This window comes from Saccharothrix australiensis (assembly GCF_003634935.1).
In the GTDB taxonomy this organism is placed as follows: domain Bacteria; phylum Actinomycetota; class Actinomycetes; order Mycobacteriales; family Pseudonocardiaceae; genus Actinosynnema; species Actinosynnema australiense.
In genome coordinates this window covers 2,084,223-2,109,944 of sequence record NZ_RBXO01000001.1, presented here as the reverse complement: position 1 = coordinate 2,109,944, position 25,722 = coordinate 2,084,223, and the positions used below count along the sequence as shown (strand labels likewise).

Annotated in this window: 22 protein-coding genes, 2 rRNA genes and 1 pseudogene; 11 read left to right on the top strand and 14 right to left on the bottom strand. The window is 69.4% G+C overall.

Annotated features, from left to right (window positions below; translation table 11 throughout):
- Positions 1-98: 98 nt before the first annotated feature.
- From C8E97_RS09955 to C8E97_RS09925, 7 genes are all read right to left on the bottom strand, one after another.
- A 23S ribosomal RNA gene (locus C8E97_RS09955) occupies positions 99-3,180 on the bottom strand.
- Positions 3,181-3,529: 349 nt separating this feature from the next.
- Positions 3,530-5,045 (bottom strand): 16S ribosomal RNA (locus C8E97_RS09950).
- Together the 16S and 23S rRNA genes form the textbook arrangement of a ribosomal RNA operon.
- A gap of 376 nt (positions 5,046-5,421) precedes the next feature.
- Positions 5,422-6,561 carry a sensor histidine kinase gene (locus C8E97_RS09945; protein WP_170212106.1) on the bottom strand — a complete coding sequence of 380 codons (1,140 nt, stop codon included), beginning with the start codon at positions 6,559-6,561 and terminating at the stop codon, positions 5,422-5,424.
- On the bottom strand, positions 6,558-7,247 hold the full coding sequence (locus C8E97_RS09940; RefSeq protein ID WP_121003723.1) for a response regulator transcription factor: 690 nt from the start codon (positions 7,245-7,247) through the stop codon (positions 6,558-6,560). The genes C8E97_RS09945 and C8E97_RS09940 overlap by 4 nt, the downstream gene beginning before the upstream one ends.
- 403 nt (positions 7,248-7,650) lie before the next feature.
- Complete coding sequence (gene dxs, locus C8E97_RS09935; RefSeq protein WP_121003721.1) at positions 7,651-9,555, bottom strand: 1-deoxy-D-xylulose-5-phosphate synthase; 1,905 nt, start codon at positions 9,553-9,555, stop codon at positions 7,651-7,653.
- A gap of 106 nt (positions 9,556-9,661) precedes the next feature.
- Complete coding sequence (locus C8E97_RS09930; protein WP_121003719.1) at positions 9,662-10,891, bottom strand: class I SAM-dependent RNA methyltransferase; 1,230 nt, start codon at positions 10,889-10,891, stop codon at positions 9,662-9,664.
- A complete protein-coding gene (locus C8E97_RS09925) occupies positions 10,888-13,032 on the bottom strand; it encodes an APC family permease (RefSeq protein ID WP_246018784.1) in 2,145 nt (714 codons plus the stop codon). Before C8E97_RS09925 ends, C8E97_RS09930 begins: the two co-directional genes overlap by 4 nt.
- Positions 13,033-13,114: 82 nt before the next feature.
- Here C8E97_RS09925 and C8E97_RS09920 point away from each other — a divergent pair, with 82 nt between their 5' ends.
- Both C8E97_RS09920 and C8E97_RS09915 read left to right on the top strand, forming a co-directional pair.
- Entirely contained in the window at positions 13,115-13,777 is a 663-nt protein-coding gene (locus C8E97_RS09920; protein ID WP_121003717.1) for a potassium channel family protein, read from the top strand.
- Position 13,778: 1 nt separating this feature from the next.
- Positions 13,779-14,435 (top strand): potassium channel family protein, encoded by a 657-nt coding sequence (locus tag C8E97_RS09915; protein WP_121003715.1) that lies wholly within the window; start codon positions 13,779-13,781, stop codon positions 14,433-14,435.
- On the opposite strand, the gene C8E97_RS09910 is transcribed toward C8E97_RS09915, so the two are convergent.
- Positions 14,413-14,631: a hypothetical protein gene (locus C8E97_RS09910; protein ID WP_147455041.1), complete on the bottom strand. Its 219-nt coding sequence runs from the start codon at positions 14,629-14,631 to the stop codon at positions 14,413-14,415. The two genes, C8E97_RS09915 and C8E97_RS09910, sit on opposite strands and share 23 nt — an antisense overlap.
- A gap of 88 nt (positions 14,632-14,719) precedes the next feature.
- Between C8E97_RS09910 and C8E97_RS09905 the strand changes: the two genes are divergently transcribed.
- The 4 genes and pseudogenes from C8E97_RS09905 to C8E97_RS09890 all read left to right on the top strand — a co-directional run bounded on the left by C8E97_RS09905 (position 14,720) and on the right by C8E97_RS09890 (position 16,524).
- The gene (locus tag C8E97_RS09905; RefSeq protein ID WP_121003711.1) at positions 14,720-15,574 is read left to right on the top strand and encodes a helix-turn-helix domain-containing protein; all 855 of its coding nucleotides are present in this window, start codon (positions 14,720-14,722) and stop codon (positions 15,572-15,574) included.
- Positions 15,571-15,750: a DUF397 domain-containing protein gene (locus C8E97_RS09900; protein ID WP_121003709.1), complete on the top strand. Its 180-nt coding sequence runs from the start codon at positions 15,571-15,573 to the stop codon at positions 15,748-15,750. Before C8E97_RS09905 ends, C8E97_RS09900 begins: the two co-directional genes overlap by 4 nt.
- 58 nt (positions 15,751-15,808) lie before the next feature.
- Positions 15,809-16,348 (top strand): annotated as a pseudogene (locus tag C8E97_RS09895) (DUF5753 domain-containing protein); the annotation flags it as partial.
- The gene (locus C8E97_RS09890; protein WP_121003704.1) at positions 16,345-16,524 is read left to right on the top strand and encodes a DUF397 domain-containing protein; all 180 of its coding nucleotides are present in this window, start codon (positions 16,345-16,347) and stop codon (positions 16,522-16,524) included. The pseudogene C8E97_RS09895 and the gene C8E97_RS09890, both read left to right, overlap by 4 nt.
- Before the next feature lie 70 nt (positions 16,525-16,594).
- Here C8E97_RS09890 and C8E97_RS09885 read toward each other — a convergent pair whose 3' ends face one another.
- Positions 16,595-17,416, bottom strand: coding sequence for a DUF3159 domain-containing protein (locus C8E97_RS09885; RefSeq protein ID WP_246018783.1), 822 nt, complete (start codon positions 17,414-17,416; stop codon positions 16,595-16,597).
- Entirely contained in the window at positions 17,413-17,790 is a 378-nt protein-coding gene (locus C8E97_RS09880) for an OB-fold nucleic acid binding domain-containing protein (protein ID WP_121003702.1), read from the bottom strand. The genes C8E97_RS09885 and C8E97_RS09880 overlap by 4 nt, the downstream gene beginning before the upstream one ends.
- A 109-nt stretch (positions 17,791-17,899) precedes the next feature.
- Between C8E97_RS09880 and C8E97_RS09875 the strand changes: the two genes are divergently transcribed.
- Entirely contained in the window at positions 17,900-18,637 is a 738-nt protein-coding gene (locus tag C8E97_RS09875; protein WP_121003700.1) for an alpha/beta fold hydrolase, read from the top strand.
- A 93-nt stretch (positions 18,638-18,730) separates the two neighbouring features.
- Here C8E97_RS09875 and C8E97_RS09870 read toward each other — a convergent pair whose 3' ends face one another.
- Positions 18,731-19,360: a DUF3710 domain-containing protein gene (locus C8E97_RS09870; RefSeq protein WP_121003698.1), complete on the bottom strand. Its 630-nt coding sequence runs from the start codon at positions 19,358-19,360 to the stop codon at positions 18,731-18,733.
- 5 nt (positions 19,361-19,365) lie between these two features.
- Positions 19,366-19,833, bottom strand: coding sequence for a dUTP diphosphatase (dut, locus tag C8E97_RS09865; RefSeq protein WP_121003696.1), 468 nt, complete (start codon positions 19,831-19,833; stop codon positions 19,366-19,368).
- A gap of 24 nt (positions 19,834-19,857) precedes the next feature.
- On the opposite strand from dut, the gene C8E97_RS09860 reads away from it, so the two are divergent.
- Complete coding sequence (locus tag C8E97_RS09860) at positions 19,858-20,319, top strand: DUF3093 domain-containing protein (RefSeq protein WP_246018782.1); 462 nt, start codon at positions 19,858-19,860, stop codon at positions 20,317-20,319.
- Positions 20,320-20,599: 280 nt separating this feature from the next.
- On the opposite strand, the gene C8E97_RS09855 is transcribed toward C8E97_RS09860, so the two are convergent.
- Entirely contained in the window at positions 20,600-20,899 is a 300-nt protein-coding gene (locus C8E97_RS09855; RefSeq protein ID WP_121003693.1) for a DUF4193 domain-containing protein, read from the bottom strand.
- Positions 20,900-21,330: 431 nt separating this feature from the next.
- On the opposite strand from C8E97_RS09855, the gene cei reads away from it, so the two are divergent.
- Positions 21,331-22,050 carry an envelope integrity protein Cei gene (cei, locus tag C8E97_RS09850; RefSeq protein ID WP_121003690.1) on the top strand — a complete coding sequence of 240 codons (720 nt, stop codon included), beginning with the start codon at positions 21,331-21,333 and terminating at the stop codon, positions 22,048-22,050.
- Between the two features lie 315 nt (positions 22,051-22,365).
- Here the strand turns inward: cei and C8E97_RS09845 are convergent, their stop codons facing one another.
- Positions 22,366-23,163: an inositol monophosphatase family protein gene (locus C8E97_RS09845; protein WP_121011209.1), complete on the bottom strand. Its 798-nt coding sequence runs from the start codon at positions 23,161-23,163 to the stop codon at positions 22,366-22,368.
- A 95-nt stretch (positions 23,164-23,258) separates the two neighbouring features.
- Between C8E97_RS09845 and ppgK the strand changes: the two genes are divergently transcribed.
- The gene (gene ppgK / locus C8E97_RS09840) at positions 23,259-24,020 is read left to right on the top strand and encodes a polyphosphate--glucose phosphotransferase (RefSeq protein WP_121003688.1); all 762 of its coding nucleotides are present in this window, start codon (positions 23,259-23,261) and stop codon (positions 24,018-24,020) included.
- Positions 24,021-24,191: 171 nt separating this feature from the next.
- Positions 24,192-25,523 carry an RNA polymerase sigma factor gene (locus C8E97_RS09835; RefSeq protein WP_211346953.1) on the top strand — a complete coding sequence of 444 codons (1,332 nt, stop codon included), beginning with the start codon at positions 24,192-24,194 and terminating at the stop codon, positions 25,521-25,523.
- The last annotated feature ends 199 nt before the right edge of the window (positions 25,524-25,722 follow it).

Sequence of the window (25,722 nt, the reverse complement as noted above, 5' to 3'; positions counted from 1 at the left end):
CGACGGCACCCCCCACAGCCCCAGACACAGTCTGGAACCACCAGGGGGATGGTCCGGTTCGGTTCTTTCAGAACCGCACAGTGGATGCGTAGCACCTTCATGACAAGTCCTCGGCCTATTAGTACCGGTCAACTCCAGCCGTTACCGACCTTCCATCTCCGGCCTATCAACCCAATAGTCTCTTGGGGGCCTTACCCCACAAAGGGTGGGATACCTCATCTAGGAACGAGCTTCCCGCTTAGATGCTTTCAGCGGTTATCCCTTCCGAACGTAGCCAACCAGCAATGCCCTTGGCAGGACAACTGGCACACCAGAGGTCCGTCCGTCCCGGTCCTCTCGTACTAGGGACAGCCTTCCGCAAGTATCCTACGCGCGCGGCGGATAGGGACCGAACTGTCTCACGACGTTCTAAACCCAGCTCGCGTACCGCTTTAATGGGCGAACAGCCCAACCCTTGGGACCTACTCCAGCCCCAGGATGCGACGAGCCGACATCGAGGTGCCAAACCATGCCGTCGATATGGACTCTTGGGCAAGATCAGCCTGTTATCCCCGGGGTACCTTTTATCCGTTGAGCGACCACGCTTCCACAAGCCATGGCCGGATCACTAGTTCCGACTTTCGTCCCTGCTCGACCCGTCGGTCTCACAGTCAAGCCCCCTTGTGCACTTGCACTCGACACCTGATTGCCAACCAGGCTGAGGGAACCTTTGAGCGCCTCCGTTACCCTTTGGGAGGCAACCGCCCCAGTTAAACTACCCACCAGGCACTGTCCCTGATCCGGATCACGGACCGAGGTTAGACATCCAGTACGACCAGAGTGGTATTTCAACGACGACTCCACAACCACTGGCGTGGCCGCTTCACAGTCTCCCACCTATCCTACACAAGCCGAACCGAACACCAATACCAAGCTATAGTAAAGGTCCCGGGGTCTTTCCGTCCTGCCGCGCGTAACGAGCATCTTTACTCGTAATGCAATTTCGCCGGGCCTGTGGTTGAGACAGTCGAGAAGTCGTTACGCCATTCGTGCAGGTCGGAACTTACCCGACAAGGAATTTCGCTACCTTAGGATGGTTATAGTTACCACCGCCGTTTACTGGCGCTTAAGTTCTCAGCTTCGCCCCGAAGAGCTAACCGGTCCCCTTAACGTTCCAGCACCGGGCAGGCGTCAGTCCGTATACATCGTCTTGCGACTTCGCACGGACCTGTGTTTTTAGTAAACAGTCGCTTCTCGCTGGTCTCTGCGGCCGAAAAATCCTAGCCCGCAAGGGGCTTCAAATCCCTCGGCCCCCCTTCTCCCGAAGTTACGGGGGCATTTTGCCGAGTTCCTTAACCACAGTTCGCCCGATCGCCTCGGTATTCTCTACCTGACCACCTGTGTCGGTTTGGGGTACGGGCCGCATGAACACTCACTAGAGGCTTTTCTCGACAGCATGGGATCACCCTACTTCGCCTCAATCGGCTATGCATCACGTCTCAGCCTCAACGCCTGGCGGATTTGCCTACCAGACAGCCTACACGCTTACACCAGTACTACCACTCACTGGCGGAGCTACCCTCCTGCGTCACCCCATCGCTTGACTACTACAAGTTCAGGTCCCGCGCTCCACGTCACACCATCACCCGAAGGATCAGGTGCGGGCTTCGGGCGGTTAGTATCACAAGGTTCGCCATGGGCGCGTTCACACGGGTACGGGAATATCAACCCGTTGTCCATCGACTACGCCTGTCGGCCTCGCCTTAGGTCCCGACTTACCCTGGGCGGATTAGCCTGGCCCAGGAACCCTTGGTCATCCGGCGGCAGAGTTTCCCACTCTGCTTTCGCTACTCATGCCTGCATTCTCACTCGTCCAGCCTCCACACCTGGATCACTCCGGCGCTTCCACGGCTGAACGACGCTCCCCTACCCATCCAACATCACTGCTGAATGACACGGCTTCGGCGGTGTGCTTAAGCCCCGCTACATTGTCGGCGCAGGACCACTTGACCAGTGAGCTATTACGCACTCTTTAAAGGATGGCTGCTTCTAAGCCAACCTCCTGGTTGTCTGGGCGACCCCACATCCTTTCCCACTTAGCACACACTTAGGGGCCTTAGCCGGCGTTCTGGGCTGTTTCCCTCTCGACTACGAAGCTTATCCCCCGCAGTCTCACTGCCGCGCTCTCACGTACCGGCATTCGGAGTTTGGTTGATTTCGGTAAGCTTGTGGGCCCCCTAGACCATCCAGTGCTCTACCTCCGGCACGAAACACACGACGCTGCACCTAAATGCATTTCGGGGAGAACCAGCTATCACGGAGTTTGATTGGCCTTTCACCCCTAACCACAGCTCATCCCCCAGGTTTTCAACCCTGGTGGGTTCGGGCCTCCACGCAGTCTTACCCACGCTTCACCCTGGCCATGGCTAGATCACCCCGCTTCGGGTCTAGACCACGCGACTGGACCGCCCTCTTCGGACTCGCTTTCGCTACGGCTACCCCACACGGGTTAACCTCGCCACGCAGCACTAACTCGCAGGCTCATTCTTCAAAAGGCACGCCGTCACCCCGAAAGGCTCCGACGGATTGTAGGCACACGGTTTCAGGTACTATTTCACTCCCCTCCCGGGGTACTTTTCACCTTTCCCTCACGGTACTCGTCCGCTATCGGTCACCAGGGAGTATTCAGGCTTAGCGGGTGGTCCCGCCAGATTCACAGCAAATTCCACGAGCTCGCTGCTACTTGGGAACACTACAAAGAGACGCCGGGTTTTCACGTACGGGACTCTCACCCTCTACGGCCGCGCTTTCCAGACACGTTCCGCTAACCACAACGTTTTCTGACTCTTTGCCAGTCCGGCAGAACTGACCAGTAGGTCCCACGACCCCGCACACGCAACCCCTGCCGGGTATCACACGAATACGGTTTAGCCTCTTCCGCTTTCGCTCGCCACTACTCACGGAATCACGGTTGTTTTCTCTTCCTGCGGGTACTGAGATGTTTCACTTCCCCGCGTTCCCTCCACACACCCTATGTGTTCAGGCGTGGGTGACCCCACATGACTGGGGCCGGGTTTCCCCATTCGGAAATCCTTGGATCTCAGCTCGGTTGACAACTCCCCAAGGCTTATCGCAGTCTCCTACGTCCTTCATCGGCTCCTGGTGCCAAGGCATCCACCGTATGCCCTTAATAACTTGCCACAAAGATGCTCGCATCCACTGTGCAGTTCTCAAAGAACAACCAGACACTCCCCACCACGCACAACGCCTACCCGGCAACCCAGGCGGTTCGAAGGCTAAGGAAGCCCTGCCGTCTCCTCGCTGAAAGAAACACAACACGCGTGTTCCCTCAGGACCCAACAGCGTACCGAACAGAAACCCATCACCCCCACACGACCCTTCCACACTCCGGAGAGCAGTACTAACTCGTGCGACAACAACAAGCCCTGCAATAGCCAGCATCCACATCATCGAGCAACCACCGATCGATCGTTCGCCGACCGCGTGGTTCTCCGAGCACACCGAGATGCACCCGCAGAATGCTCCTTAGAAAGGAGGTGATCCAGCCGCACCTTCCGGTACGGCTACCTTGTTACGACTTCGTCCCAATCGCCAGTCCCACCTTCGACCGCTCCCCCCCATACGGGTTGGGCCACGGGCTTCGGGTGTTACCGACTTTCGTGACGTGACGGGCGGTGTGTACAAGGCCCGGGAACGTATTCACCGCAGCGTTGCTGATCTGCGATTACTAGCGACTCCGACTTCACGGGGTCGAGTTGCAGACCCCGATCCGAACTGAGACCGGCTTTCTGGGATTCGCTCCACCTCACGGCTTAGCAGCCCTCTGTACCGGCCATTGTAGCATGTGTGAAGCCCTGGACATAAGGGGCATGATGACTTGACGTCATCCCCACCTTCCTCCGAGTTGACCCCGGCAGTCTCCCATGAGTCCCCGCCATCACGCGCTGGCAACATGGAACGAGGGTTGCGCTCGTTGCGGGACTTAACCCAACATCTCACGACACGAGCTGACGACAGCCATGCACCACCTGTACACCAGTCCGAAGAGGCCCCCATCTCTGGAGGTTTCCGGTGCATGTCAAGCCCAGGTAAGGTTCTTCGCGTTGCATCGAATTAATCCACATGCTCCGCCGCTTGTGCGGGCCCCCGTCAATTCCTTTGAGTTTTAGCCTTGCGGCCGTACTCCCCAGGCGGGGTGCTTAATGCGTTAGCTGCGGCACGGAGGACGTGGAAGCCCCCCACACCTAGCACCCACCGTTTACGGCGTGGACTACCAGGGTATCTAATCCTGTTCGCTCCCCACGCTTTCGCTCCTCAGCGTCAGTATCGGCCCAGAGACCCGCCTTCGCCACCGGTGTTCCTCCTGATATCTGCGCATTTCACCGCTACACCAGGAATTCCAGTCTCCCCTGCCGAACTCAAGTCTGCCCGTATCGACCGCAGGCTCCACGTTAAGCGTGAAGTTTTCACGGCCGACGCAACAAACCGCCTACGAGCTCTTTACGCCCAATAATTCCGGACAACGCTCGCACCCTACGTATTACCGCGGCTGCTGGCACGTAGTTAGCCGGTGCTTCTTCTGCAGGTACCGTCACTCACGCTTCGTCCCTGCTGAAAGAGGTTTACAACCCGAAGGCCGTCATCCCTCACGCGGCGTCGCTGCATCAGGCTTTCGCCCATTGTGCAATATTCCCCACTGCTGCCTCCCGTAGGAGTCTGGGCCGTGTCTCAGTCCCAGTGTGGCCGGTCACCCTCTCAGGCCGGCTACCCGTCGTCGCCTTGGTAGGCCATCACCCCACCAACAAGCTGATAGGCCGCGGGTCCATCCCATACCGCCGGAACTTTCCACCCCCCACCATGCGATGGAAGGTCGTATCCGGTATTAGACCTAGTTTCCCAGGCTTATCCCGGAGTACAGGGCAGGTTACCCACGTGTTACTCACCCGTTCGCCGCTCGTGTACCCCGAAGGGCCTTACCGCTCGACTTGCATGTGTTAAGCACGCCGCCAGCGTTCGTCCTGAGCCAGGATCAAACTCTCCAATAAGGATTGTGTTGATCGCTCGAACAACACTGACACACGAACCGGAATATGGTCCGTGACATTGCCAGTTGTCCAGTCAATCTCAAAGGAAACCTCTTGACGAGGTTCATAAATTTACTGGCTATTCGGCACGCTGTTGAGTTCTCAAAGAACACGCGCTCACCATCGTAACCCACTCGGTCCGAGTGACTTGCTCCGGGGCTTGTGCGCCGCGCTCCGTTCCGGTTTTCCCGGCCCGTTCCGCGCTGGCAGAGAGAAAGTTACACGCCGCCCAACGCGGAGACAAATCGGGGGTGCCGACCCCCGTTCGCGCAGGTGGGAGGCGGTGCAGACACCCTCAAACCCGATCACGTGTGACCGGGGCCACGCGAATGAGTTTTCAGTGCGGCGACGAGGGCAGCAGGACGACCACCGACAACCCCCCACCGGGGATCGCCGTGGCGTGCACGCGACCCCCGTGAGCTGCGACGGCGGCCCGCACGATGGACAGCCCCAGCCCGGTGCCGGTGCGCGCGGTCCGGTCGGTGCCGCCCCGCCGGAACGGCTCGAACAGCTCGTCCACCCGGTCCGGCGCGATGACCGGCCCCGACGAGGACACCCGCAGGGTCGTCCACTCCGCGCCGCCTTCGGTCCGCACCTCGATCCACCCGCCGGGCACGTTGTGCCGCACGCCGTTCTCCAGCAGGTTGCCCGCGATCCGCTCCAGCAGCGCCGGATCGCCGACGGCGGGCGCGGGTCCGGTCACGAACGACGCCCGCACCTGGCGTTCGCCTGCCTCGGCCCGCACCGCCCTCCACGCGGACTCCACCACCGCGTTCAGGTCGACGGGCTCCCGCACGGCCAAGCCCAACCCGTCGGTGCGCGCGAGCAGCAGCAGCGCGCTGACCAGCTGCTCGGCCCGTTCCGTCGCGGCCCGCACGACCGACGCCATCCGGCGCAGCTCGGCCTCGTCGGCGTCGGGGTCCGTGAGCGTCACGTCCAGCTCGGTGCGGATCACCGACAGCGGGGTGCGCAGTTCGTGCGAGGCGTTGGCGACGAATCGCCGCTGCGAGTCGAACGCCGCCTGGAGCCGGTCGAGCATCTCGTCGAACGTGTCGGCGAGTTCGGCCACCTCGTCCCGGGGCCCGGCGAGCCGCAGCCGCTCGCCCAGCGACTCGGCGGACAGCTTGCGCGCCGCCTCGGTCACGTCGTGCACGGGTTGCAGCACCCGCCCGGTGATGGCCCACGCCAGCAGCGCCGCCGCGGCGACCACGCACAGGTAGGCGATGGCACCGGAGCGCAGCACGTCGTCGCGCGCCTGCTGGCCGAGGACGTCGGCCAGCACGCCCGCGTCCACCTCGACGCCGTCGACCGCGACGGTGCTGCCGTCGGGGAACCTCGGCGACGACGAGACGACCTTGCCGACGAGCAGCCAGCCGAGCAGCAGGAGCAGGCCGCTGACGAACGCGACCAGGCCGGTGGCGAGCAGCGTGAGCCGGACCCGGAGACCAGGTCCGCGCCGGCGGAGCCCGGTGTTCAGCGCGCGCCTTCCCCCTGGACGCCGGCAGCCGTCGGCACGCGGTAGCCGGAGCCGACCACGGTGTCGATGATGCCGGGCTCGCCGAGCTTCTTGCGCAGCGTCATGACGGTGACGCGGACGGTCGTGGTGAACGGGTCGGCGTTCTCGTCCCACACGCGTTCGAGCAGTTCCTCGCTGCTGACCACGGAGCCCTTGGCCGCGAGCAGCACTTCCAGGACGCCGAACTCCTTGCGCGTCAGCTCGACGGGCCGGCCGCCGCGCCGCACGGTGCGGCGGGCCGGGTCGAGTTCCACGTCGTGCGCGGTGAGCAGCGGCGGGGTGGCCGGGGTGGCGCGTCTGGCGAGCGCGCGCACGCGGGCGACCAGTTCGGGGAACGCGAAGGGCTTGGCGAGGTAGTCGTCCGCGCCGAGCGAGAGGCCCGCCACGCGGTCGTCGACACCGGCGCTGGCGGTGAGCATCATGACCCTGGTGAGGGCGCCGGAGCTGAGGATCTCCTTGCACAGCTCGTCGCCGGACATGCCGGGGAGGTCGCGGTCGAGCACGACCACGTCGTACCGGGTCACGGTCGACTTCTCGTGGCCGGTCTCACCGTCGTAGGCGACGTCCACCGCCATGCCCTCGCGCCGCAGCCCGCGCGCGATCGCGTCGGCCAGCGGCACCTCGTCCTCGACTACCAGAATCCGCACCCCACAACGGTGCCACACCTCCCTGAGAAGGCGCTTAGCGCTCGGGGTCGGCGCGCTGCGGGCGACCGGCGCGGTGGCCGGTGATCGGCGCTGCTCAGGGGGCGTGCTCGGGCGGTGTGGGGCGCGGCAGGGCGGCGCGGTCCGGCCGGCCGGACCGCGCCCAGCTGGGCGGCCCGGCGGTAGCGGCAGGCGGTGCCCGGCGGACGGTGGCGCGGGGTGGCCGTGAGCGCGGGGTGACGCCGGCGCGCCCGTCGGACGTGCGCCCGTCGGACGTGCGCCCGTCGGACGTGCCGCGACCCCGGCCGCGGGGTCGGAGGCGTGGCCTCCGCCCCTCGGCGGCCGGGGTCGTGCCTGGTTCAGCCCCGTCGCGCGGCCGGCGCGGACCGCGCGCGACGGTGGTCGGTCAGTTCTCCGCCGTGGCGCCGACGCGCGCCGGCTCGCCCGCCACGACCCACTCGGTGATCCGCCGCGCCACGTCCTGCGCGGTCAGGCCCAGGTCGGCCAGCACCTCCGCGCGTTCCCCGTGCTGGTGGAACTCCTGCGGGATGGCCAGGTCGCGCAGCGGCACGTCGACGTCCGCGTCCCGCAGCGCCGCCGCGAGGGCCCAGCCGAACCCGCCGTGCCTGCCACCGTCCTCCACCGTCACCACGAGGCGGTGCCGGGCGGCGAGCGCCACCAGGTCGGCCGACACCGGGAACACCCAGCGCGGGTCGACCACCGTCACGCCGATGCCCTGGTCGGCCAGCCGCTGCCCGGCGGCGACGCCGAGCGACCCGAACGCGCCCACCGCGACCAGCAGCACGTCGCCCGCGTCGCCCGCGCGGCTGAGCACGTCGACCGTGCCGAGGCGCTCCACGGCCGGCAGGTCATCGCCCACCGACGCCTTCGGGTAGCGGACCACGGACGGCGCGTCGGCGATCCCGACCGCCTCGCGCAGCTCCTCGCGCAGCGTCGCCGCGTCGCGCGGCGCGGCCACGTGGATGCCGGGCACGAGGCCGCAGATGGACAGGTCCCACATGCCGTGGTGGGACGCGCCGTCCGGGCCCGTGATGCCGGAGCGGTCGAGCACGACGGTGACGCCCTGCCGGTGCATGGCCACGTCCATGAGGAGCTGGTCGAACGCCCGGTTCAGGAACGTCGCGTAGATCGCCACGACGGGGTGCAGGCCGCCCATCGCGAGGCCGGCCGCCGACGTCATCGCGTGCTGCTCGGCGATGCCCACGTCGAAGCACCGGTCGGGGTACAGGCCGGCGAACTTGTCCAGGCCCGTCGGGCCGCGCATGGCGGCCGTGATGGCGACCACGTCGGGGCGCTCGCCGCCCAGCGCGGCCAGCTCGTCGGCGAACACGTGGGTCCAGGTGCGCTTGGCCGGGCCGACGTTCTCGCCGGTGATGGGGTCGATGACGCCGGTCGCGTGCATCTGGTCGGCCTCGTGGTTCTCGGCGGGCGCGAAGCCGTTGCCCTTGCGGGTGACGGTGTGCACGATGACCGGCCCGCCGAACGACTTGGCGCGGCGCAGAGCCGACTCCAGGGCGAGGTGGTCGTGGCCGTCGACCGGGCCGATGTACTTCATGCCCAGGTCCTCGAACAGGGCCTGCGGGCTCAGCGCGTCCTTGATGCCGCGCTTGGCCGCGTGCAGCGCCGCGTAGACGGGCTTGCCGACGAACGGCGCCGACTGGAGGGCGTTCTTGCCGCGCTCCAGCGCCCGCTCGTAGCCGGGCTGGAGGCGCAGCGACGCCAGGTGGTCGGCGAAGCCGCCGATGGTCGGCGAGTAGGACCGGCCGTTGTCGTTGACGACAATCACCACGGGCCGGTCGCGGCCGGCGGCGATGTTGTTCAGCGCCTCCCAGCACATGCCGCCGGTCAGCGCGCCGTCGCCGACCACCGCGACGACGTGGCCCGGCCGGCCGGTCAGCTGGAACGCCTTGGCCAGGCCGTCGGCGTAGGACAGCGCGGTCGACGCGTGGCTGTTCTCCTCGACGTCGTGCTCGCTCTCCGCCCGCGACGGGTAGCCGGACAGGCCGCCCCGCTGCCGGAGCGTGTCGAACTCGGCGCGCCGCCCGGTGAGGATCTTGTGCACGTAGCTCTGGTGCCCGGTGTCGAACACCACGGGGTCGCGCGGCGAGTCGAAGACCCGGTGCACGGCCATCGTCAGCTCGACGACACCCAGGTTGGGCCCGAGGTGCCCGCCGGTCCGGGAGACCTTGTCGACCAGGAACCGCCGGATCTCCTCGGCGAGCCGCACCAGCTCGTCGTGCTCCAGCCGTTTCAGATCCGCCGGTCCGGATACGGATTCCAGCAGCGTCACCGCTCCACCTCGCCCTGTGGTTGGCTCCCCGATCGTCCGGTCAGTCTACGGACCACTGGCTGAGACGGCGCTCAGCGAACGGGCGGTGCCGTCGGCGGGGTGACGCTCAGCCGACGGGTCGCAGCAGCGCCACGCATTCGACGTGGTGCGTCATCGGGAACGCGTCGAACGCCCTGAGCTGCGCCAACTCGTAGCCGTGCCCGGCGAACCCGGCGATGTCGCGGGCGAGCGCCGCCGGGTCGCACGCGACGTAGACCACACGGTCGGGTCGGTGGCCGGCGATCGCGTCGACCACCGCCCGGCCGGCGCCCTTGCGCGGCGGGTCGAGCACCACCACGTCGGGCGACCGGTCGGTGAAGTCCGGCGTGCCCAGCACGGCCTCCGTGCGCCCGGTGTACCAGCCGACCTGGGGCAGGTCGGACAGGTTCGCCCGCCCGTCGGCCACCGCGCCCGCCGAGGACTCGACGACGGCCACCGCGCCCGTGGGGCCGACCTGCTCGGCCAGCACGGACGCGAACAGGCCGACGCCGCCGTAGAGGTCCCAGGCGCGGTCGCCGGGGCGGCAGTCCGCCCACTCCCGGACGACGGACGCGAGCGCGTCGGCGGCGGCCGGGTGGACCTGCCAGAAGCCGTCGGCGCGCACGCGCCACGTGCGGCCGGCGGCGAGTTCGGTGGCCGTGCCGCTGCCCGCCCGGCGGCGCGCGGGTCCGGGCACCGGGCGGCCGCGCCGCACCACCGGCGGCCCGACCTCGGTCAGGTGCGCCCCGCCCGCCGCGTCGCGGGTGACGACCAGCTCGGACTTCGGCGGCCACGTGCGGTCGACCACGCCGTCCAGCGCGCCGGGCACGGCGATGACGCAGTGGTCGACCGGGATCACCGCGTGGCTGCGGTGGGCGCGGAACCCGGCGCGGCCGTCCGGTCCGACCGCCATGCGCATCCGGGTCCGCCAGTCCGCCGGCCCGCCGGGCAGCGCCTCGACGACGACCTCCCGGTCCAGCTTCGCGAGCCGCTGGAGCTGCTCGGCCACCACGGCGGCCTTCAGCTCGCGCTGCGCCTCCCACGAGGCGTGCTGCCAGTCGCAGCCGCCGCAGCGGCCGGGCCCGGCGAACGGGCACGGCGGTTCCACCCGATCGGGTGCCGCCCGGAGGACGTCGACGGCGTCGCCGCGGCAGAACGACCCGCCGGTGTCCTCGGTGACCCGCACCCGGACGCGCTCACCGGGCAGCGCGTGCCGGACGAAGACCACGCGGCCCTCGTGCCGGGCAACGCAGTGCCCGCCGTGCGCGACCGCGCCGACCTCGACCTCGATGAGCCGCTGCTTCCAGGTGACCGTCACTTGTCGTCCCGCTTCCGCGCGCCGCGGTCGTCCGCGCCACGCCTGTCCGCGCCGCGGTCGTCCGCGCCGCGCCCGTGCCCACCGCGCTCGTCCGGACCGCGCTCGTCCGGACCGCGTCCCTCCTGGCGCCCCCTGTCCTGACCGCCCCTGTCCCGGCCGCGCTTGTCCAGCCCCCGCCGGATGGCGCCCGGCGCGACCACGTCCCGGTGGGTCACCTTCTTCGACGACGCGAGCTGCCACGGCACGCTGGTCACCATCACGCCCGGCTGGAACAGGAGCCTGCCCTTCAGCCGCAGCGCGCTCTGGTTGTGCAGCACCTGCTCCCACCAGTGCCCGACCACGTACTCGGGGATGAACACGGTGACCACGTCGCGCGGGTTGTCGCTGCGCACGCGCTTGACGTAGTCGAGCACCGGCTTGGTGATCTCCCGGTAGGGCGACTCGATCACCTTCAGCGGCACCTTGAAGTTCTCCCGCTCCCAGTCCAGGACCAGCTTGCGCGTGTCGGAGTCGTCCACGTTGACGGTGACGGCCTCCAGCACGTCCGGCCGGGTGGCCTTGGCGTAGGCGAGCGCGCGCAGGGTCGGCATGTGCAGCGTCGAGACCAGCACCATCGCGTGGTTGCGGGCGGGCAGCAGGCGCTGCCGCTCCTGCTGGCGCAACTCCTCCGCGACCCGGTCGTAGTGCCTCCGGATCGCGGTCATCAGGGCGTAGATCGCGGCCATCGCGGCGATCGCGATCCACGCGCCCTTGGTGAACTTCGTGATCAGCACGACGACCAGCACCGACCCGGTCATCACCAGGCCGAACGCGTTGATCGCCTGCGAGCGGCGCATCCGGGCCCGCGCGGCCTGGTCGGTCTCGGTGGCCAGCAGCCGGTTCCAGTGCCGGATCATGCCGGTCTGGCTCATCGTGAACGACACGAACACGCCCACGATGTAGAGCTGGATGAGCTTGGTGACCTCGGCGTCGAACGCCACCACCAGGATGATCGCCGCGCCCGCCAGGAAGAGGATGCCGTTGCTGAACGCCAGCCGGTCGCCCCGCGTGTGCAGCTGGCGGGGCAGGTAGCGGTCCTGGGCGAGGATCGAGCCGAGCACCGGGAACCCGTTGAACGCGGTGTTCGCGGCCAGCACGAGGATCAGCGCGGTGACGACCGTGATGAAGAAGAACCCGGCCGGGAAGCCGTCGAAGACCGCGCCGGCGATCTGGGCGACCATCGTCTTCTGCTCGTAGCCCTCGGGCGCGTTGACGAGCTGCCGCGCGGGGTCCTCGGCCATGCGCACCCCGGTCATCTGGGCCAGGACGATCAGGCCCATGAGCATGGTGACCGCGATCAGGCCCATCATCAGCAGGGTGGTCGCCGCGTTGCGCGACTTCGGCTTCCGGAACGCGGGCACGCCGTTGCTGATGGCCTCCACGCCGGTCAGCGCGGCGCAGCCGGACGAGAAGGCGCGCAGCACCAGGAACACGAACGCGAGGCCCATGAGGTGGTCGTCCTCGGCCCGCACCTCCAGGCCGGCGCTCTCGGCGCGCATCTCGTCGCCCAGGACCAGGCCGCGGACCAGGCCGTAGCCGATCATGAGCAGGATGCCCGCCATGAACGCGTAGGTCGGGACGGCGAACGCCGAGCCGGACTCGCGGATGCCGCGCAGGTTGATCGCGGTGAGCACGACGATCGCCGCGACCGCGAACTCCACCTTGTGGGTGGCGACGAAGGGGATGGCCGACCCGATGTTCGCCGCCGCCGACGAGATGGACACCGCGACGGTGAGGATGTAGTCGACCAGGAGCGCGCTGGCCACCGTGAGGCCCGCCCGCGGGCCCAGGTTGACCGTCGCCACCTCGTAGTCGCCGCCGCCGGACGGGTAGGCCCGCACGTTCTGGCGGTAGCTCGCGACGACGGTCAGCATGACGACGACGACCACGACGCCGACCCACGGCGCGAACGCGTAGGCGCTCAACCCGGCGATCGACAGGACCAGGAAGATCTCCTCCGGCGCGTACGCGACGGAGGACATGGCGTCCGACGCGAACACCGGCAGGGCGATTCTCTTGGGCAGCAGGGTGTGCGCCAGTCGATCGCTCCGGAAGGGGCGGCCGACCAGGAGGCGCTTGGCCGCGGTTGCGAGCTTGGACACGGATGGAGAGCGTAAGGGGTCAGGTCCCCTGGTCGGGCTAGTCGTGGGTAGGTTCTCCCCAGGCGTCGTTCAGGAGGCACTCGTGCACGTGGTGATCATGGGTTGCGGCCGGGTGGGCTCGTCCCTGGCCAAGGCCCTGGAACGCCTCGACCACCAGGTCGCGGTGATCGACAAGGACGTGCAGTCCTTCCGCCGGCTCGGCGCGGATTTCCACGGTCAGCAGGTGGTCGGCAACGGGTTCGACCAGAAGGTGCTGATCGAGGCGGGCATCGAGCGGGCGGGCGCGTTCGCGGCCGTGTCCAGCGGCGACAACTCGAACATCATCTCGGCGCGGGTGGCGCGGGAGACCTTCGGCGTGGAGGCCGTGGTCGCCCGCATCTACGACGAGAAGCGCGCGGCCGTGTACGAGCGGCTGGGCATCCCGACCGTGGCGACCGTGCCGTGGTCGACCGACCGGTTCCTGCGGATGCTGCTGCCGGAGGGCGCGGCGACCGCGTGGCGCGACCCGTCCGGGTCGGTGGCCGTGCTGCCGCTGGAGCTGCACGAGGACTGGGTCGGGCACTCGGTGCGGGACTTCCAGGAGGCCACCGACTGCCGCGTGGCGTTCGTGATGCGGTTCGGCACCGGGGTCCTGCCGGACTCCAGGATGCTGTTGCAGGCCGACGACGTGGTCTACGTGGCGGCGTTGTCCGGGACCGTGACCGACGTGGCCGCCGCGGCGGCCCAAGCACCCGAGGAGGGCTGACGTGCGCATCGCCATCGCGGGCGCGGGGGCCGTGGGGCGGTCCATCGCGGCCGAACTCGTCGCCGACGGGCACCAGGTCATGCTCATCGAGCGGGACCGCGCGCACTTCGAGCCGCACACCGTCGAGCAGGCCGAGTGGGTGCAGGCCGACGCGTGCGAGCTGTCGTCGCTGGAGGACGCCGGCATGCAGCTGTGCGACGTCGTCATCGCGGCCACCGGGGACGACAAGGTCAACCTGGTGGTGTCGCTGCTGGCCAAGACCGAGTTCGCGGTGCGGCGGGTCGTGGCGCGGGTGAACAACCCGACCAACGAGTGGCTGTTCACCGAGTCCTGGGGCGTGGACGTCGCGGTGTCGACGCCGCGCATCCTGTCGGCGCTGGTCGAGGAGGCCGTGACGGTCGGCGACGTGGTGCGGCTGATGACGCTGCGGCAGGGGCAGGCGAACCTGGTCGAGATCACCCTGCCGGAGGACACGCCGCTGGGTGGTTCCCCGGTGAACTCGCTGGCGCTGCCCCGCGACGCCGCGCTGGTGACGATCCTGCGGGGCGGCCGGGTCATCGTGCCCACGCCCGACGACACGCTGGAGGGCGGTGACGAGCTGCTGTTCGTGGCGGCGGCGGACGTGGAGCGGGAGATCAGGTCGTCGCTGGGTTACTGACCGGCGCGCCGACCAGCCCGGCGGTGGCGAGGGCGGTGACGAGCCTGGTCGCCCCGGCGCGGGTGAGGAACAGGTAGGAGTCCTCGCCCAGGCCGATCTCGACGTGGCCGTCCGGGTCGACGGTGCAGGTCACGGCGGTGTCGCCGTGGACGTCGATGCTGGCGGACACCCTGGCCGATCCCATTCCGATGTACATGGACTCAGGGTAGGTTCGATACATATCCGAATCCATGACACGATCGGGTGACTATCCGTATCTGCGGTAAGCCGCCACACTTTCGATCATGGCATCTTCGGCAGTCGCGTCCGCGTGGGAACTCGGCCTCCGCCTCCGGGAACGACGCGATCAGCTCGGGCTCTCGGTGGGCGGCGCGGCCAAGGCCGTCCGGATGCAACAGCCCAACCTGTCCGCCGTCGAGACCGGCCGGAAGCGGATCACCGAGGCCAACCTGCTCAAGCTCGGCAAGCTCTTCGAGCTGACCGACGAGGAGGTCGGCGAGCTGTGCGCGCTGCGGGCGCGCACCGAGCAGCGCGACTGGTACCACCGGTACTCCTGGCTGTTCGGCGAGGACTTCCTCCGCTACCTCGGTTTCGAGCACGCGGCGGCCGGTCAGCGCATCTACGAGAGCTGCTTCGTCCCCGGCGCGCTCCAGACCGAGGAGTACGCGACAGCAGTGATGACGCTGGGTTCGCCCTACAACCGGTTGACCGAGGTCGAGCCGCGCGTCGAAGCCCGACTGGCCCGACTGGCCCGACGAGCACGGCTGACCGGTGATGACCCGATCAGGTTGTCGGTGCTGCTGAGTGAAGCGGTGCTGCGGCAGCGCATCGGCGGGACCGGGGTGATGCGCGGCCAACTGGAGCACCTCGCCGCCATGTCACAGCTGGTGGAGATCCGCGTGCTGCCCTTCGGCGTCGGCGGGTACCCCGCGCTGGGAGGGGCCTTCCACCTGCTCGCCTTCTCTTCTGCGCACCTGCCTGAGCTGGTATATCAGGAGACGTTGACCTCGACCACGCTCCTGGAGCGGCGTCAGCAGGTCCGCGAGTACGCCGTCGCGTATGCCGAGTCGGCCGAGCAGGCCCTGAGCCCGGCGGACTCCCTGGCGTTCATCGGGGAGATCGCCAAGGAGATGAAGTGACCACCAAAAGCGCATGGCGGAAGAGCAGCCGCAGCAACCAGACCAACGCCTGCGTCGAGGTCGTGCTGACCGGGCAGGTGTCGGGCGTGCGGGACTCCAAGAACACCGCCGGACCGGCGCTCACCTTCCCCGTGGCCAGCTTCGCGGCGTTCAGGTCGGCGCTGAAGCGCTCCTGAGGCCACCGCCGAACGCGGCGCCGACCATCCCGGCGAGGACTTCCTCCGCTACCTCGGTTTCGAGCACGCGGCGGCCGGCCTGCGCGTCTACGAGAGCTGCTTCGTGCCGGGCCCGCTCCAGACCGAGGCGTACGCGGTCGCGACCATGACGACCGGGTCACCCTACAACCGGTTGACGGAGGTCGAGCCACGCGTCGAGGCGCGGCTGGCAAGGCGAAGGAGGCTGGAGGGCGACGACCGGATCGAACTGTCGGTCCTGTTGAGCGAGGCCGCCCTCAGGCAGCGCATCGGCGGGCCAGAAGTCATGCGCGGCCAACTGGAGCACCTCGCCTCGATGGCCGGCCGGGTGGAGGTCCGCGTGCTGCCGTTCGGCACGGGCGGCTATCCGGCGTTGGGCGGGTCGTTCTACGTCCTGGCGTTTCCTTCACCGCACCTGCCTGAGCTGGTATATCAGGAGACGTTGACCTCGACCACGCTCCTGGAGCGGCGTCAGCAGGTCCGCGAGTACGCCGTCGCGTATGCCGAGTCGGCCGAGCAGGCCCTGAGCCCGGCGGACTCCCTGGCGTTCATCGGGGAGATCGCCAAGGAGATGAAGTGACCAGCAAAAACGCATGGCGGAAGAGCAGCCGCAGCAACCAGACCAACAACTGCGTCGAAATCATGCTGACCGGGCGGGTGTCGGGCGTGCGGGACTCCAAGAACACCGCCGGACCGGCGCTCACCTTCCCCATGGCCAGCTTCGCGGCGTTCAGGACCGCGCTCAAGCGCTCCTGAGGCCACCGCCGAACGCGGCGCCGACCATCCGGTCGACGCCGCGCGGGAAACCAGGGACAGGAGCGGCCGGTCAGTGCTCGTCGGCCGTGGTGGGGTGCGGCTGGGCAGCCGGCTGAGGCTGGGCAGCCGGCTGAGGCTGGGCAGCCGGCTGAGGCTGGGCAGCCGGCTGAGGCTGGGCAGCGGGCTGAGGCTGGGCAGCGGGCTGAGGCTGAACACCTGGCGACTGGGCGCGCAGGCGGGCTTCCGCCTCGCGGTTCTCCTCTTCCTCGCGCTCCTGGGCGGCCTTGAGGCGCTTGTCCGACCGGCGCACCGCCCACACCGTGGCGACCAGGGCCACGGCCATCAGCGGGTAGCCCATCGCCAGCTTCGCCGCCGCCAGCCAGCCGACCGACGCCTCGTCGTACAGCCACCGCTGCACCACGAACCGCGACCCGAACACCAGCGCCCACACCAGCGTCGCGATGTCGTAGTCGCGGACCGACGCGCGGTCCTTGCGCCACGCCGTGCCCTGGCCGTTGAGGAAGCTCCAGGCCACGCCCGCGAGCGGCCAGCGGACCAGGATCGAGAGCACGAAGACCCCGCCGTAGACCAGGCTCTGCCAGATGCCGAAGAGGAAGAAGCCCTTGGCGTCGCCCGTGCGGTAGGCGATGAAGGCCGCGATGCCGACCCCGAACACCGCCGACACGGCGGGCTGGATCGAGCCCTTGCGCAGGGCGAGCACGACGCCGATCACCACGGCCGAGCCGAGCGCGCTCCAGATCGCGGGCATCAGCCCCGCGAAGGCGTTCACCAGGACGAAGACCACCACCGGCAACGACGAGAGCAGCAGACCGCTGACCCCGCCCATCTGCTCCAGCATGGTCGGCTGCTGCTCTGATCCGGTTGTCGTCATGAAGCGTTCTGCAACTCGTAGTAGGGGTTGTAGAGCACCTTGCGGCCGTCGCGGACGGCGATCCGGCCCCGCGCCTTGATGGTGCGGCCGGGCTCGATGCCCGCGATCCGCCTGCGGCCGAGCCAGACGAGCGTGACGCCCTCGGTGCCGTCGTACAACTCCGCCTCCAGCGTCGCGGCGGCGTCACGGGGGCACAGCTCCACGCTGCGCAACCTGCCGAGCACCGTCACCTCCTCGCCGGACTTGCAGTCGCACGCCCGGACGGCCCCGACCTCCACGGCTTTTCGCGACAGGTCGTCGGCGTCCAACTCGCTGACGTCGGTGGTGAGCCGACGCACGAGGCGGCGCCAGTAGCCGCCCCCAGTATTGGTCATCCCCGACTCCTGGGTGCATCCGTAGGGCCTCGACCACGAAGCCCGTGTTCAGTCCAGCGTAACCGGGTGCACCCGACCGGGTATCCGACTGGGGGAGGATGCTCCGACCATGCTTTCGTCGGACACCGCGACCACCGCCGTCCTGCTGCCGGGCACCGCGTCCGACGAGGTGTTCGTCCGCTCGGTGTTCGCCGGCCCGCTGGCGCGCGCGGGGCTCGCGCTGGTGGCTCCCGCGTCGCGGTCGGTGGCCGGGCACTTCGCCGCGCTGGACGCGGCCTGGACCGGGAAACCGCTGGTCGTCGGGGGTGTCTCGCTCGGCGCGCAAATCGCGGCGGCGTGGGCGGCGCGGCACCCCGAGCGGTGCGCGGGCGTGCTGGCGGCCCTGCCCGCCTGGGTCGGCGACCCTGCGGGCGCGCCCGCCGCGCTGGCCGCCTCCGCGAGTGCCGCGGTGGTTGACAGTGAAGGATTGGCCGCGGCCCTGGCGGGCGTGGACGGGTGGCTCGGCGCGGAACTGCGCCGCGCCTGGCCTCGCTACGGGGAGCGACTGGCGGCGGTGCTGCGCGAGGCCGCCGCGTTCCACGCCCCCTCTTCGGGTGAATTGCGCCGACTGGCCGTCCCGGTGGGCGTGGCGGCGTGCACCGACGATCAGGTTCACCCGGTCGAGGTAGCCCGGAAGTGGGTGGAGGCCCTGCCGCGCGCGGCGCTGCGCACGACGACGCTCGCGGCGCTGGGCGCGGACCGGGAAGCCCTGGGCCGCGCCGCGCTCGACGCCTACCTCGCCGCGGGCCGACGTCCCGCCGAGCCCCCCGGTACGAGAGGCTCCAGGGCGGGGCGTGCCGGGCTGTGAGGTCCCGTACCGGGACGTCCCCGACTGGGACATCCCTGACTGGGACGCCCCAGGCTGGGACGCTCAGGCGTGGGACGCCTCGGGGTCGGGTGCCTAGCCCTGCTGTTGCTGCTGGGCCGCGATGTGCCGGGAGATCGCCTCGGGCAGTTCGATGGGCAGCGCGGTACGCACCGGCATGGGCTGCGTGCCGCGCACCACCACGGTGCCGCGCATCAGCTCGTACAGCGCCTCCACGGCCTGCGCCGCCTGCTGCTCCGACGGGGCCGCCGCGACGCCGCGCAGCATCCACCGCGGGCCGTCCACGCCGACGAACCGCAGGTGCACCTCGTTGTTGCGGGCGGAGATCTCCTCGCCCCAGTCACCGTTCTCCCGGTTGATGCGGAACCCGTCGCCCTTGAGCTGCGCGATCAGCTCCGCGCCCACCTCCGGCCACAGCTTGTCCGACCTCGGCGCGGCGAACGCGCTGACCGTGAGCTGCCCGGCCGTCGTCAGCAGGTGCACCGCGCGCACCGCGCCGGCCGGGTCCATCTCGACCTGGAGCTGCGCGCCGTCGGGCACCGGCAGCCGGATCGAACCGAGGTCGAGCCTGGTCAGGCCGTCGTCGGGGGCCTGGGACTCGTCGAACGGGCCTTCCTCGGGGACCTCCTGGCCGGACTCGACCTCCGGTTGCGCCGTCCCCCGGTTCGCGGAGTGCCTACCGCGCTTGCGGCGCTTTCCGAACATCGCTTCTACCCCTCCGTCCGGGCGAGCACGTCGTGCCCGCCTGTAGAGCCGTAGCCGCCCGCGCCCCGCTCGGAGGCGGGCAGCTCCTCGACCTCGCGGAACACCGCGTGCTCCACCTTCTGCACGACGAGCTGGGCGATCCGGTCGCCGCGCGTGAGCACGACCGGCGCGCGCAGGTCGTGGTTCACCAGACATACCTTGATCTCGCCCCGGTAGCCGGCGTCGATCGTGCCGGGCGTGTTGACCACGCTCAGCCCCACCCTGGCCGCCAGGCCGCTGCGCGGGTGCACGAACCCGGCGTAGCCCTCCGGCAGGGCGATCGCGACACCGGTGCCCACGACGGCGCGCTCCCCCGGTTCGATCACCACGTCGGTGGTCGTGACGAGGTCTGCGCCCGCGTCGCCGGGTCTGGCGTACGACGGGAGCGGGACGGACGGATCGAGCCGGGACAGCAGGACCTCCACGCTGGGCACGGCGCGCGAGACTACCCTGGTGTCGTGAGCGAGACTGCTGTGACCGCCCCGACCACCTTCCGCGAGCGGCTGTTCGTGCCCTGGTGGGGCTGGCCGCTGCCGCTGGCGGCGGCGGCGCTGCTGGCCGCCGAGATCCACATGGGTTTCCCCGGCGTGCGGTCGTGGCTGCCGTACCTGGTCACGGTGCCGCTGGCGCTGCTGCTGCTGTGGCGGATGGGTTCGACGAAGGTCGAGGTGTCCGGCGGCGAGCTGCGGGTCGGCCAGGCGCACGTGCCGGTGGACCTGCTCGGCGAGGTCGAGGTGTTCGACGCGAAGACCAAGCGCAAGGCGATGGGCCCGAACCTGGACCCGATGGCGTTCGTCACCCACCGCGGCTGGGTGGGTCCGATGGTCAAGATCACGCTCACCGACCCCGCGGACCCGACGCCGTACTGGCTGTTCAGCGTCCGCTCGCCGGAGAAGCTGGTAGCCGCCCTGAAAGGTTGACAGCCCTGAAAGGTTGACAGCCCTGGGGGGTTGACCGACCTGAAGGGTTGACCGCTCGGCCGCGGTCCGGGATGACTGCGGGTTCCCGCTTCGGGGTTCCCGCTCTGGTGCTGCGTGGTCCCGTCGTGCGGGACCGGGATGGCCCGTCGGGCGCCGGCCGAACCCGGACGCTTCTGCGCCGGACGCCTCTGGGCGTCACCCCGGCGGATGGGGTGAGCGCCCAGGAACGGGTCGTGCCACCGGGTCGTCACGCCACCCGGCCGGCCGCTGCCCGCGCTGGTCAGGCGCAGTCGCGGCAGATGTACTGGCCGTTCACTTCCTCGGCGAGGCGGCTGCGGTGGTGCACGAGGAAGCACTTCGAGCACGTGAACTCGTCCGCCTGCTTGGGCAGGACCTTGAACGTCAGTTCCTCACCGGACAGGTCGGCGCCCGGCAGCTCGAAGTTCTCGGCAGACGCGTCCTCGTCGATGTCGACGACCCCGGACTGCGTTTCGTTGCGCCGCGCCTTCAGCTCCTCAAGGGAGTCTTCAGCGAGCTCGTCTGCCTCGCTGCGACGCGGAGCGTCGTAGTCGGTCGCCATCTTCTTTCACCCCTGCGGTCAACGGAGACTGTTCGTGTCGCTGGTAAACGCACCAGCGCCCCTATTTGTGCCCTCCGTCCCCAGTGACGGAGGTCTCGCCCGCGCGGCCGGGCGCCAACCCCCTGTACGTCGACGCATCAGGCTGTCCGGGAGCGCGCGGAGCGCCGAGAGGGTAGCTCATCGTCCGAGGGGCCGTGCACCGGGTTCCCCCTAATTGAGCAGACGGGTGATAGGCCCTTCGCACGCTGGCCCGATAGGCTTCGGACAGGACCCCGCCCAGCCGACGCGACCGTGGTGTGACGCCCCGAGTTCCGCTGACCGTCCGCGACCGGGTGATCGCGTCCGGCTACCACGGGGCCCGAGGCGCGGGATCGGGGAACGCGGCATAGCCTGATCACAACAGCACTACGCCAAAGGGGAGGTCGGCGGACGTGAGGCCCGGTTCCGACAACGGCGGGTCGTCGCGGTACCGGAGGCGGCGGCCGGTGCCGGCGCTCGTGCTGTTCCTGGTGCTCGCCGTCACGGCGGTGGTGGTCTGGAACCGCGTGCTGGCGGACGCCGACGACGTCGACGCGGCGATCAAGTGCGACCCGCCCGGCCGGGTGCCGTCGTCGGCCGCGGTGCCCGCGCCGGAAGGCGGCGCGTCGGCGGGAGCGGTCCCGGCGGGGACCGTCCTGACCCACGACGCCCTGGACCGCACCGACCCGGTGCCGGTCGGCGAGGTGCAGTTCCGCGTGTTCAACGCGAGCACGCAGCGCAACCAGGCCCGGTTCGTGGCGACGACGCTGACCGAGCTGGGGTTCAAGCAGGCGGCCGAGCCGACGAACGACCCGGTCTACCCGGCGCAGGACATGACCTGCCGGGGCCAGATCCGGTTCGGCGCGCCGGGCGCGAGCGCGGCGCGGACGCTGAGCCTGGTCGAGCCGTGCCTGGAGCTGGTGCGCGACGAGCGCCAGGACGCGACCGTGGACCTCTCGATCGGCAAGAAGTTCACCGAGGTCAAGCCGAACGCCGACGCGCGGAAGGTGCTGGACCAGCTCGCGGCGTGGGCCGAGCAGCAGCCCGACCAGCAGGGCGGGCAGGTCGCGGAGCGCGGCGCGCCGACGCTGAACGCGGACAACCTCAAGGGCGCGCGGGACGTGCACTGCTGACCGACGTGCACCGCCGGACGTGCACGGCTGGACGTGCACGGCTGGACGTGCACGGCTGGACGTGCACGGCTGACCGACGATCACCGCTGCCGTTCCGTCGCGCCTGAGCTGCGCTGACGCCGGAATTGTCGGTGCCGCGTGAGATCATGGAGCCGGGGGCCGGAGGCCACCCCCCGACCTCTCCGCTCGACCCCTCAGCCCCACCACCGCACCGCTCCACCACGGCACGCCTCAGCGCACCACGGGCCGGCATCCCGCACCACGGCACGGCACGGCACCCCGCACCACCGCGCGCCGCAAAGGCACGGCCGGCCCTCAGACCTTCCCGAACCCGTGCTCCACCAGAGCCGCGAACAACGCGTCCGCGATACCCGGCGCGGCGGCGAAGGTCGCGTCCACGCCCAGCTCGGGAGCCTGCCCCGGCGTGAACACCACCGCACCGGCCTCGCTGGCCAGCAGGATCCCCGCCGCCCAGTCCCACCGCCCCAGGCCGTGCTCGGCGTACGCGTCCAACCGCCCCGCCGCCACCGAGCACAGGTCCAACGACGCCGCACCGGCCCGCCGGAAGTCCCGGACGACGGTCGCCAGGCCCGCCAGCGCCTCCGCCTGCCGCTGCCGCCGCTCCGCCCGGTAGGAGAACCCGCAACCCAGCAGGGAAACCTCCAACCGGGTCGCACCCGAAGCGGTGAGCCGCCGCCCGTCCAACCACGCGCCCCCACCGCGCGCCGCCGTCCACACGTGCCCGGTCGCCGGCTCGACCACGGCGCCCGCCACCGACTCCCCGTCGACCTGCGCCGCGATCGACACCGCGTAGTGCGGGATCCCGTACAGGTAGTTCACCGTGCCGTCGATGGGGTCCACGACCCACGTCAGCCCCTCGACCGCCGCGCCGCCCTCCTCCTCGCCGACGACCGGCTCGCCGGGCCGCAGCTCGGCCAGCCGCCGCCGCACCAGCCGTTCGGCCGCGCGGTCGGCGGCGGTGACGACGTCGGTGATCGTGCTCTTCGTGTCGACGTCCGACACGGCGGAGTCCCGAGTCACCCGCACGAGGTCGCCCGCCTCACGGGCCACCCGCACCGCGACGTCCACCAACGCGTCCGGATCGAAGCGCAACTGTTCCTCCTGGGTCACTCGCACGGGACTATCGGGGAACCGCAGGCTAGTGTCTGCGGCCACGGTTGCTGAATCGAACAGGAAGGGCCACGGGGATGGGCATGACCCGCGGGTTCGGCGTGGACATCGGCGGCTCGGGCATCAAGGGCGGGCTGGTGGACCTGGAGGCTGGCGCGCTGGACGGTGAGCGCCTGCGCATCCCGACGCCACAGCCGTCGACGCCGGACGCGGTGGCCGACGTGGTGGCCGAGATCGTCGACAAGTTCGGCTGGGACGGTCCGCTCGGCGTCACGCTCCCGTGCGTGGTCAAGCGAGGTGTCGCGCACACCGCCGCCAACGTGGACAAGGGCTGGATCGGCACGGACGCCGCCGCGCTGTTCGCCGGGCGGCTGGGCAGGCCGGTCGAGGACGTCGTCGTGCTCAACGACGCGGACGCCGCCGGCACCGCCGAGATGCGGTTCGGCTCAGGCCGCGGCCGGGACGGGCTGGTCGTGCTGCTGACGTTCGGCACGGGCATCGGCAGCGCCGTCTTCCTCGACGGGAAGCTCGTGCCGAACACCGAGTTCGGGCACGTGGAGGTCGACGGGCACGACGCCGAGACCCGCGCCGCCGCCTCCGTGAAGGAGGACAAGGGCCTGACCTGGGCGGAGTGGGCGCCGCGCGTGTCGCGCTACCTGGGCGTGCTGGAGAACCTGGTCTGGCCGGACCTGGTCATCGTCGGCGGCGGGGTCAGCAAGAAGGCGGAGAAGTGGCTGCCGCTGCTGGACGTGCGCACCGAGGTGGTGGCCGCCGCGCTGAAGAACGACGCGGGCATCGTGGGCGCGGCCGTCGCCGCCGCGCACGGTCTGCGCCACTGATTTTCGCAAGCCTCCTAGCTGCGGGAACGCCCGACGACGCGCACCAGAACCGGGTGATGCGCATCCGTCGGTGATTCTCGTCGTTACAATGGAACGGTGCCCCGCTGACGAACGGTCCGGCGGGCTCTCCCCCGTACTCCGGCGACCGAGGTTCGCGCCCTTCGGTTTGCCTTGATCGACAGTCGCGAAAGGGCGTACGTGGCAGCCGCGAAGACGACTCAGGCAGCTAAGGCTGACGCCGAGGAGACGCCCAAGGCCACCTCGGCGAGGAAGGCCCCGGCGAAGAAGCCGGCGGCGAAGACCGCCGCGGCGGGCAAGACGGCCACGCGGGCGCCGCGCAAGACGGCCGCCAAGGCCGCCGCCGGCCCGGTGAAGGCCAAGAAGGCGGGCGACGGCGACGAGCCGGAGGACCTCGAGGGCGTTCCCGGTGACGAAGACCTGGTGGACGAGGTCGAACTGATCGACGAGCCGGTCGAGGACGAACCCGCCGAGGAGGAGGCCAAGCCCGGCGAGGGCGACTTCGTCTGGGACGAGGAGGAGTCCGAGGCGCTGCGCCAGGCGCGCAAGGACGCCGAGCTGACGGCCTCCGCCGACTCGGTCCGCGCCTACCTGAAGCAGATCGGCAAGGTCGCCCTGCTCAACGCGGAGGAGGAGGTCGAGCTCGCCAAGCGGATCGAGGCCGGCCTCTACGCCGCCGAGCGGGTCCGCCGCGCCGAGGAGGAGAGCGAGAAGCTCACCCCGCAGCTGCGCCGCGACCTGCGGTGGATCGTGCGCGACGGCGAGCGCGCCAAGAACCACCTGCTGGAGGCGAACCTCCGCCTCGTGGTGTCGCTGGCCAAGCGCTACACGGGCCGCGGCATGGCGTTCCTGGACCTGATCCAGGAGGGCAACCTGGGCCTGATCCGCGCGGTGGAGAAGTTCGACTACACCAAGGGCTACAAGTTCTCGACGTACGCCACGTGGTGGATCCGGCAGGCGATCACCCGCGCGATGGCCGACCAGGCCCGCACCATCCGAATCCCGGTGCACATGGTCGAGGTCATCAACAAGCTCGGCCGCATCCAGCGCGAGCTGCTCCAGGACCTGGGCCGCGAGCCCACCCCGGAGGAGCTGGCGAAGGAAATGGACATCACGCCGGAGAAGGTGCTGGAGATCCAGCAGTACGCGCGTGAACCCATCTCGCTGGACCAGACGATCGGCGACGAGGGCGACAGCCAGCTCGGTGACTTCATCGAGGACTCGGAGGCCGTGGTGGCCGTGGACGCGGTGTCGTTCACGCTGCTCCAGGACCAGCTCCAGTCCGTGCTGGCGACGCTGTCCGAGCGCGAGGCCGGCGTGGTGCGGCTGCGGTTCGGCCTGACCGACGGCCAGCCGCGGACGTTGGACGAGATCGGCCAGGTCTACGGCGTGACGCGCGAGCGCATCCGCCAGATCGAGTCGAAGACGATGTCCAAGCTCCGCCACCCGTCGCGGTCGCAGGTGCTGCGCGACTACCTGGACTGAGCCCCGGACCCGGAAATGCCGGTGACCCCGCTGCGGGTCACCGGCATTTGCCGTCGCGGCAACGACAACGGTGCGCGATGGCGCTGTGACCACAGGTGATCACCGTGTGATGACCGCGTGAACTGACGAGCTGGTGAACTGGACGTGTTCCGTCCGTATCGTGGAATCGACCGCGTGTTCGCTCTGGGCTGACCAAAGT

Bases quoted from the DNA above. Each gene is read 5' to 3' on its own strand.
- C8E97_RS09910 (WP_147455041.1), bottom strand. From the start codon at position 14,631: ATGTACATCGGAATGGGATCGGCCAGGGTGTCCGCCAGCATCGACGTC.
- C8E97_RS09855 (WP_121003693.1), bottom strand. From the start codon at position 20,899: ATGGCGACCGACTACGACGCTCCGCGTCGCAGCGAGGCAGACGAGCTC.
- C8E97_RS09905 (WP_121003711.1), top strand. From the start codon at position 14,720: ATGGCATCTTCGGCAGTCGCGTCCGCGTGGGAACTCGGCCTCCGCCTC.
- C8E97_RS09885 (WP_246018783.1), bottom strand. From the start codon at position 17,416: ATGACGACAACCGGATCAGAGCAGCAGCCGACCATGCTGGAGCAGATG.
- ppgK (WP_121003688.1), top strand. From the start codon at position 23,259: ATGGGCATGACCCGCGGGTTCGGCGTGGACATCGGCGGCTCGGGCATC.
- C8E97_RS09880 (WP_121003702.1), bottom strand. From the start codon at position 17,790: ATGACCAATACTGGGGGCGGCTACTGGCGCCGCCTCGTGCGTCGGCTC.
- C8E97_RS09875 (WP_121003700.1), top strand. From the start codon at position 17,900: ATGCTTTCGTCGGACACCGCGACCACCGCCGTCCTGCTGCCGGGCACC.
- C8E97_RS09870 (WP_121003698.1), bottom strand. From the start codon at position 19,360: ATGTTCGGAAAGCGCCGCAAGCGCGGTAGGCACTCCGCGAACCGGGGG.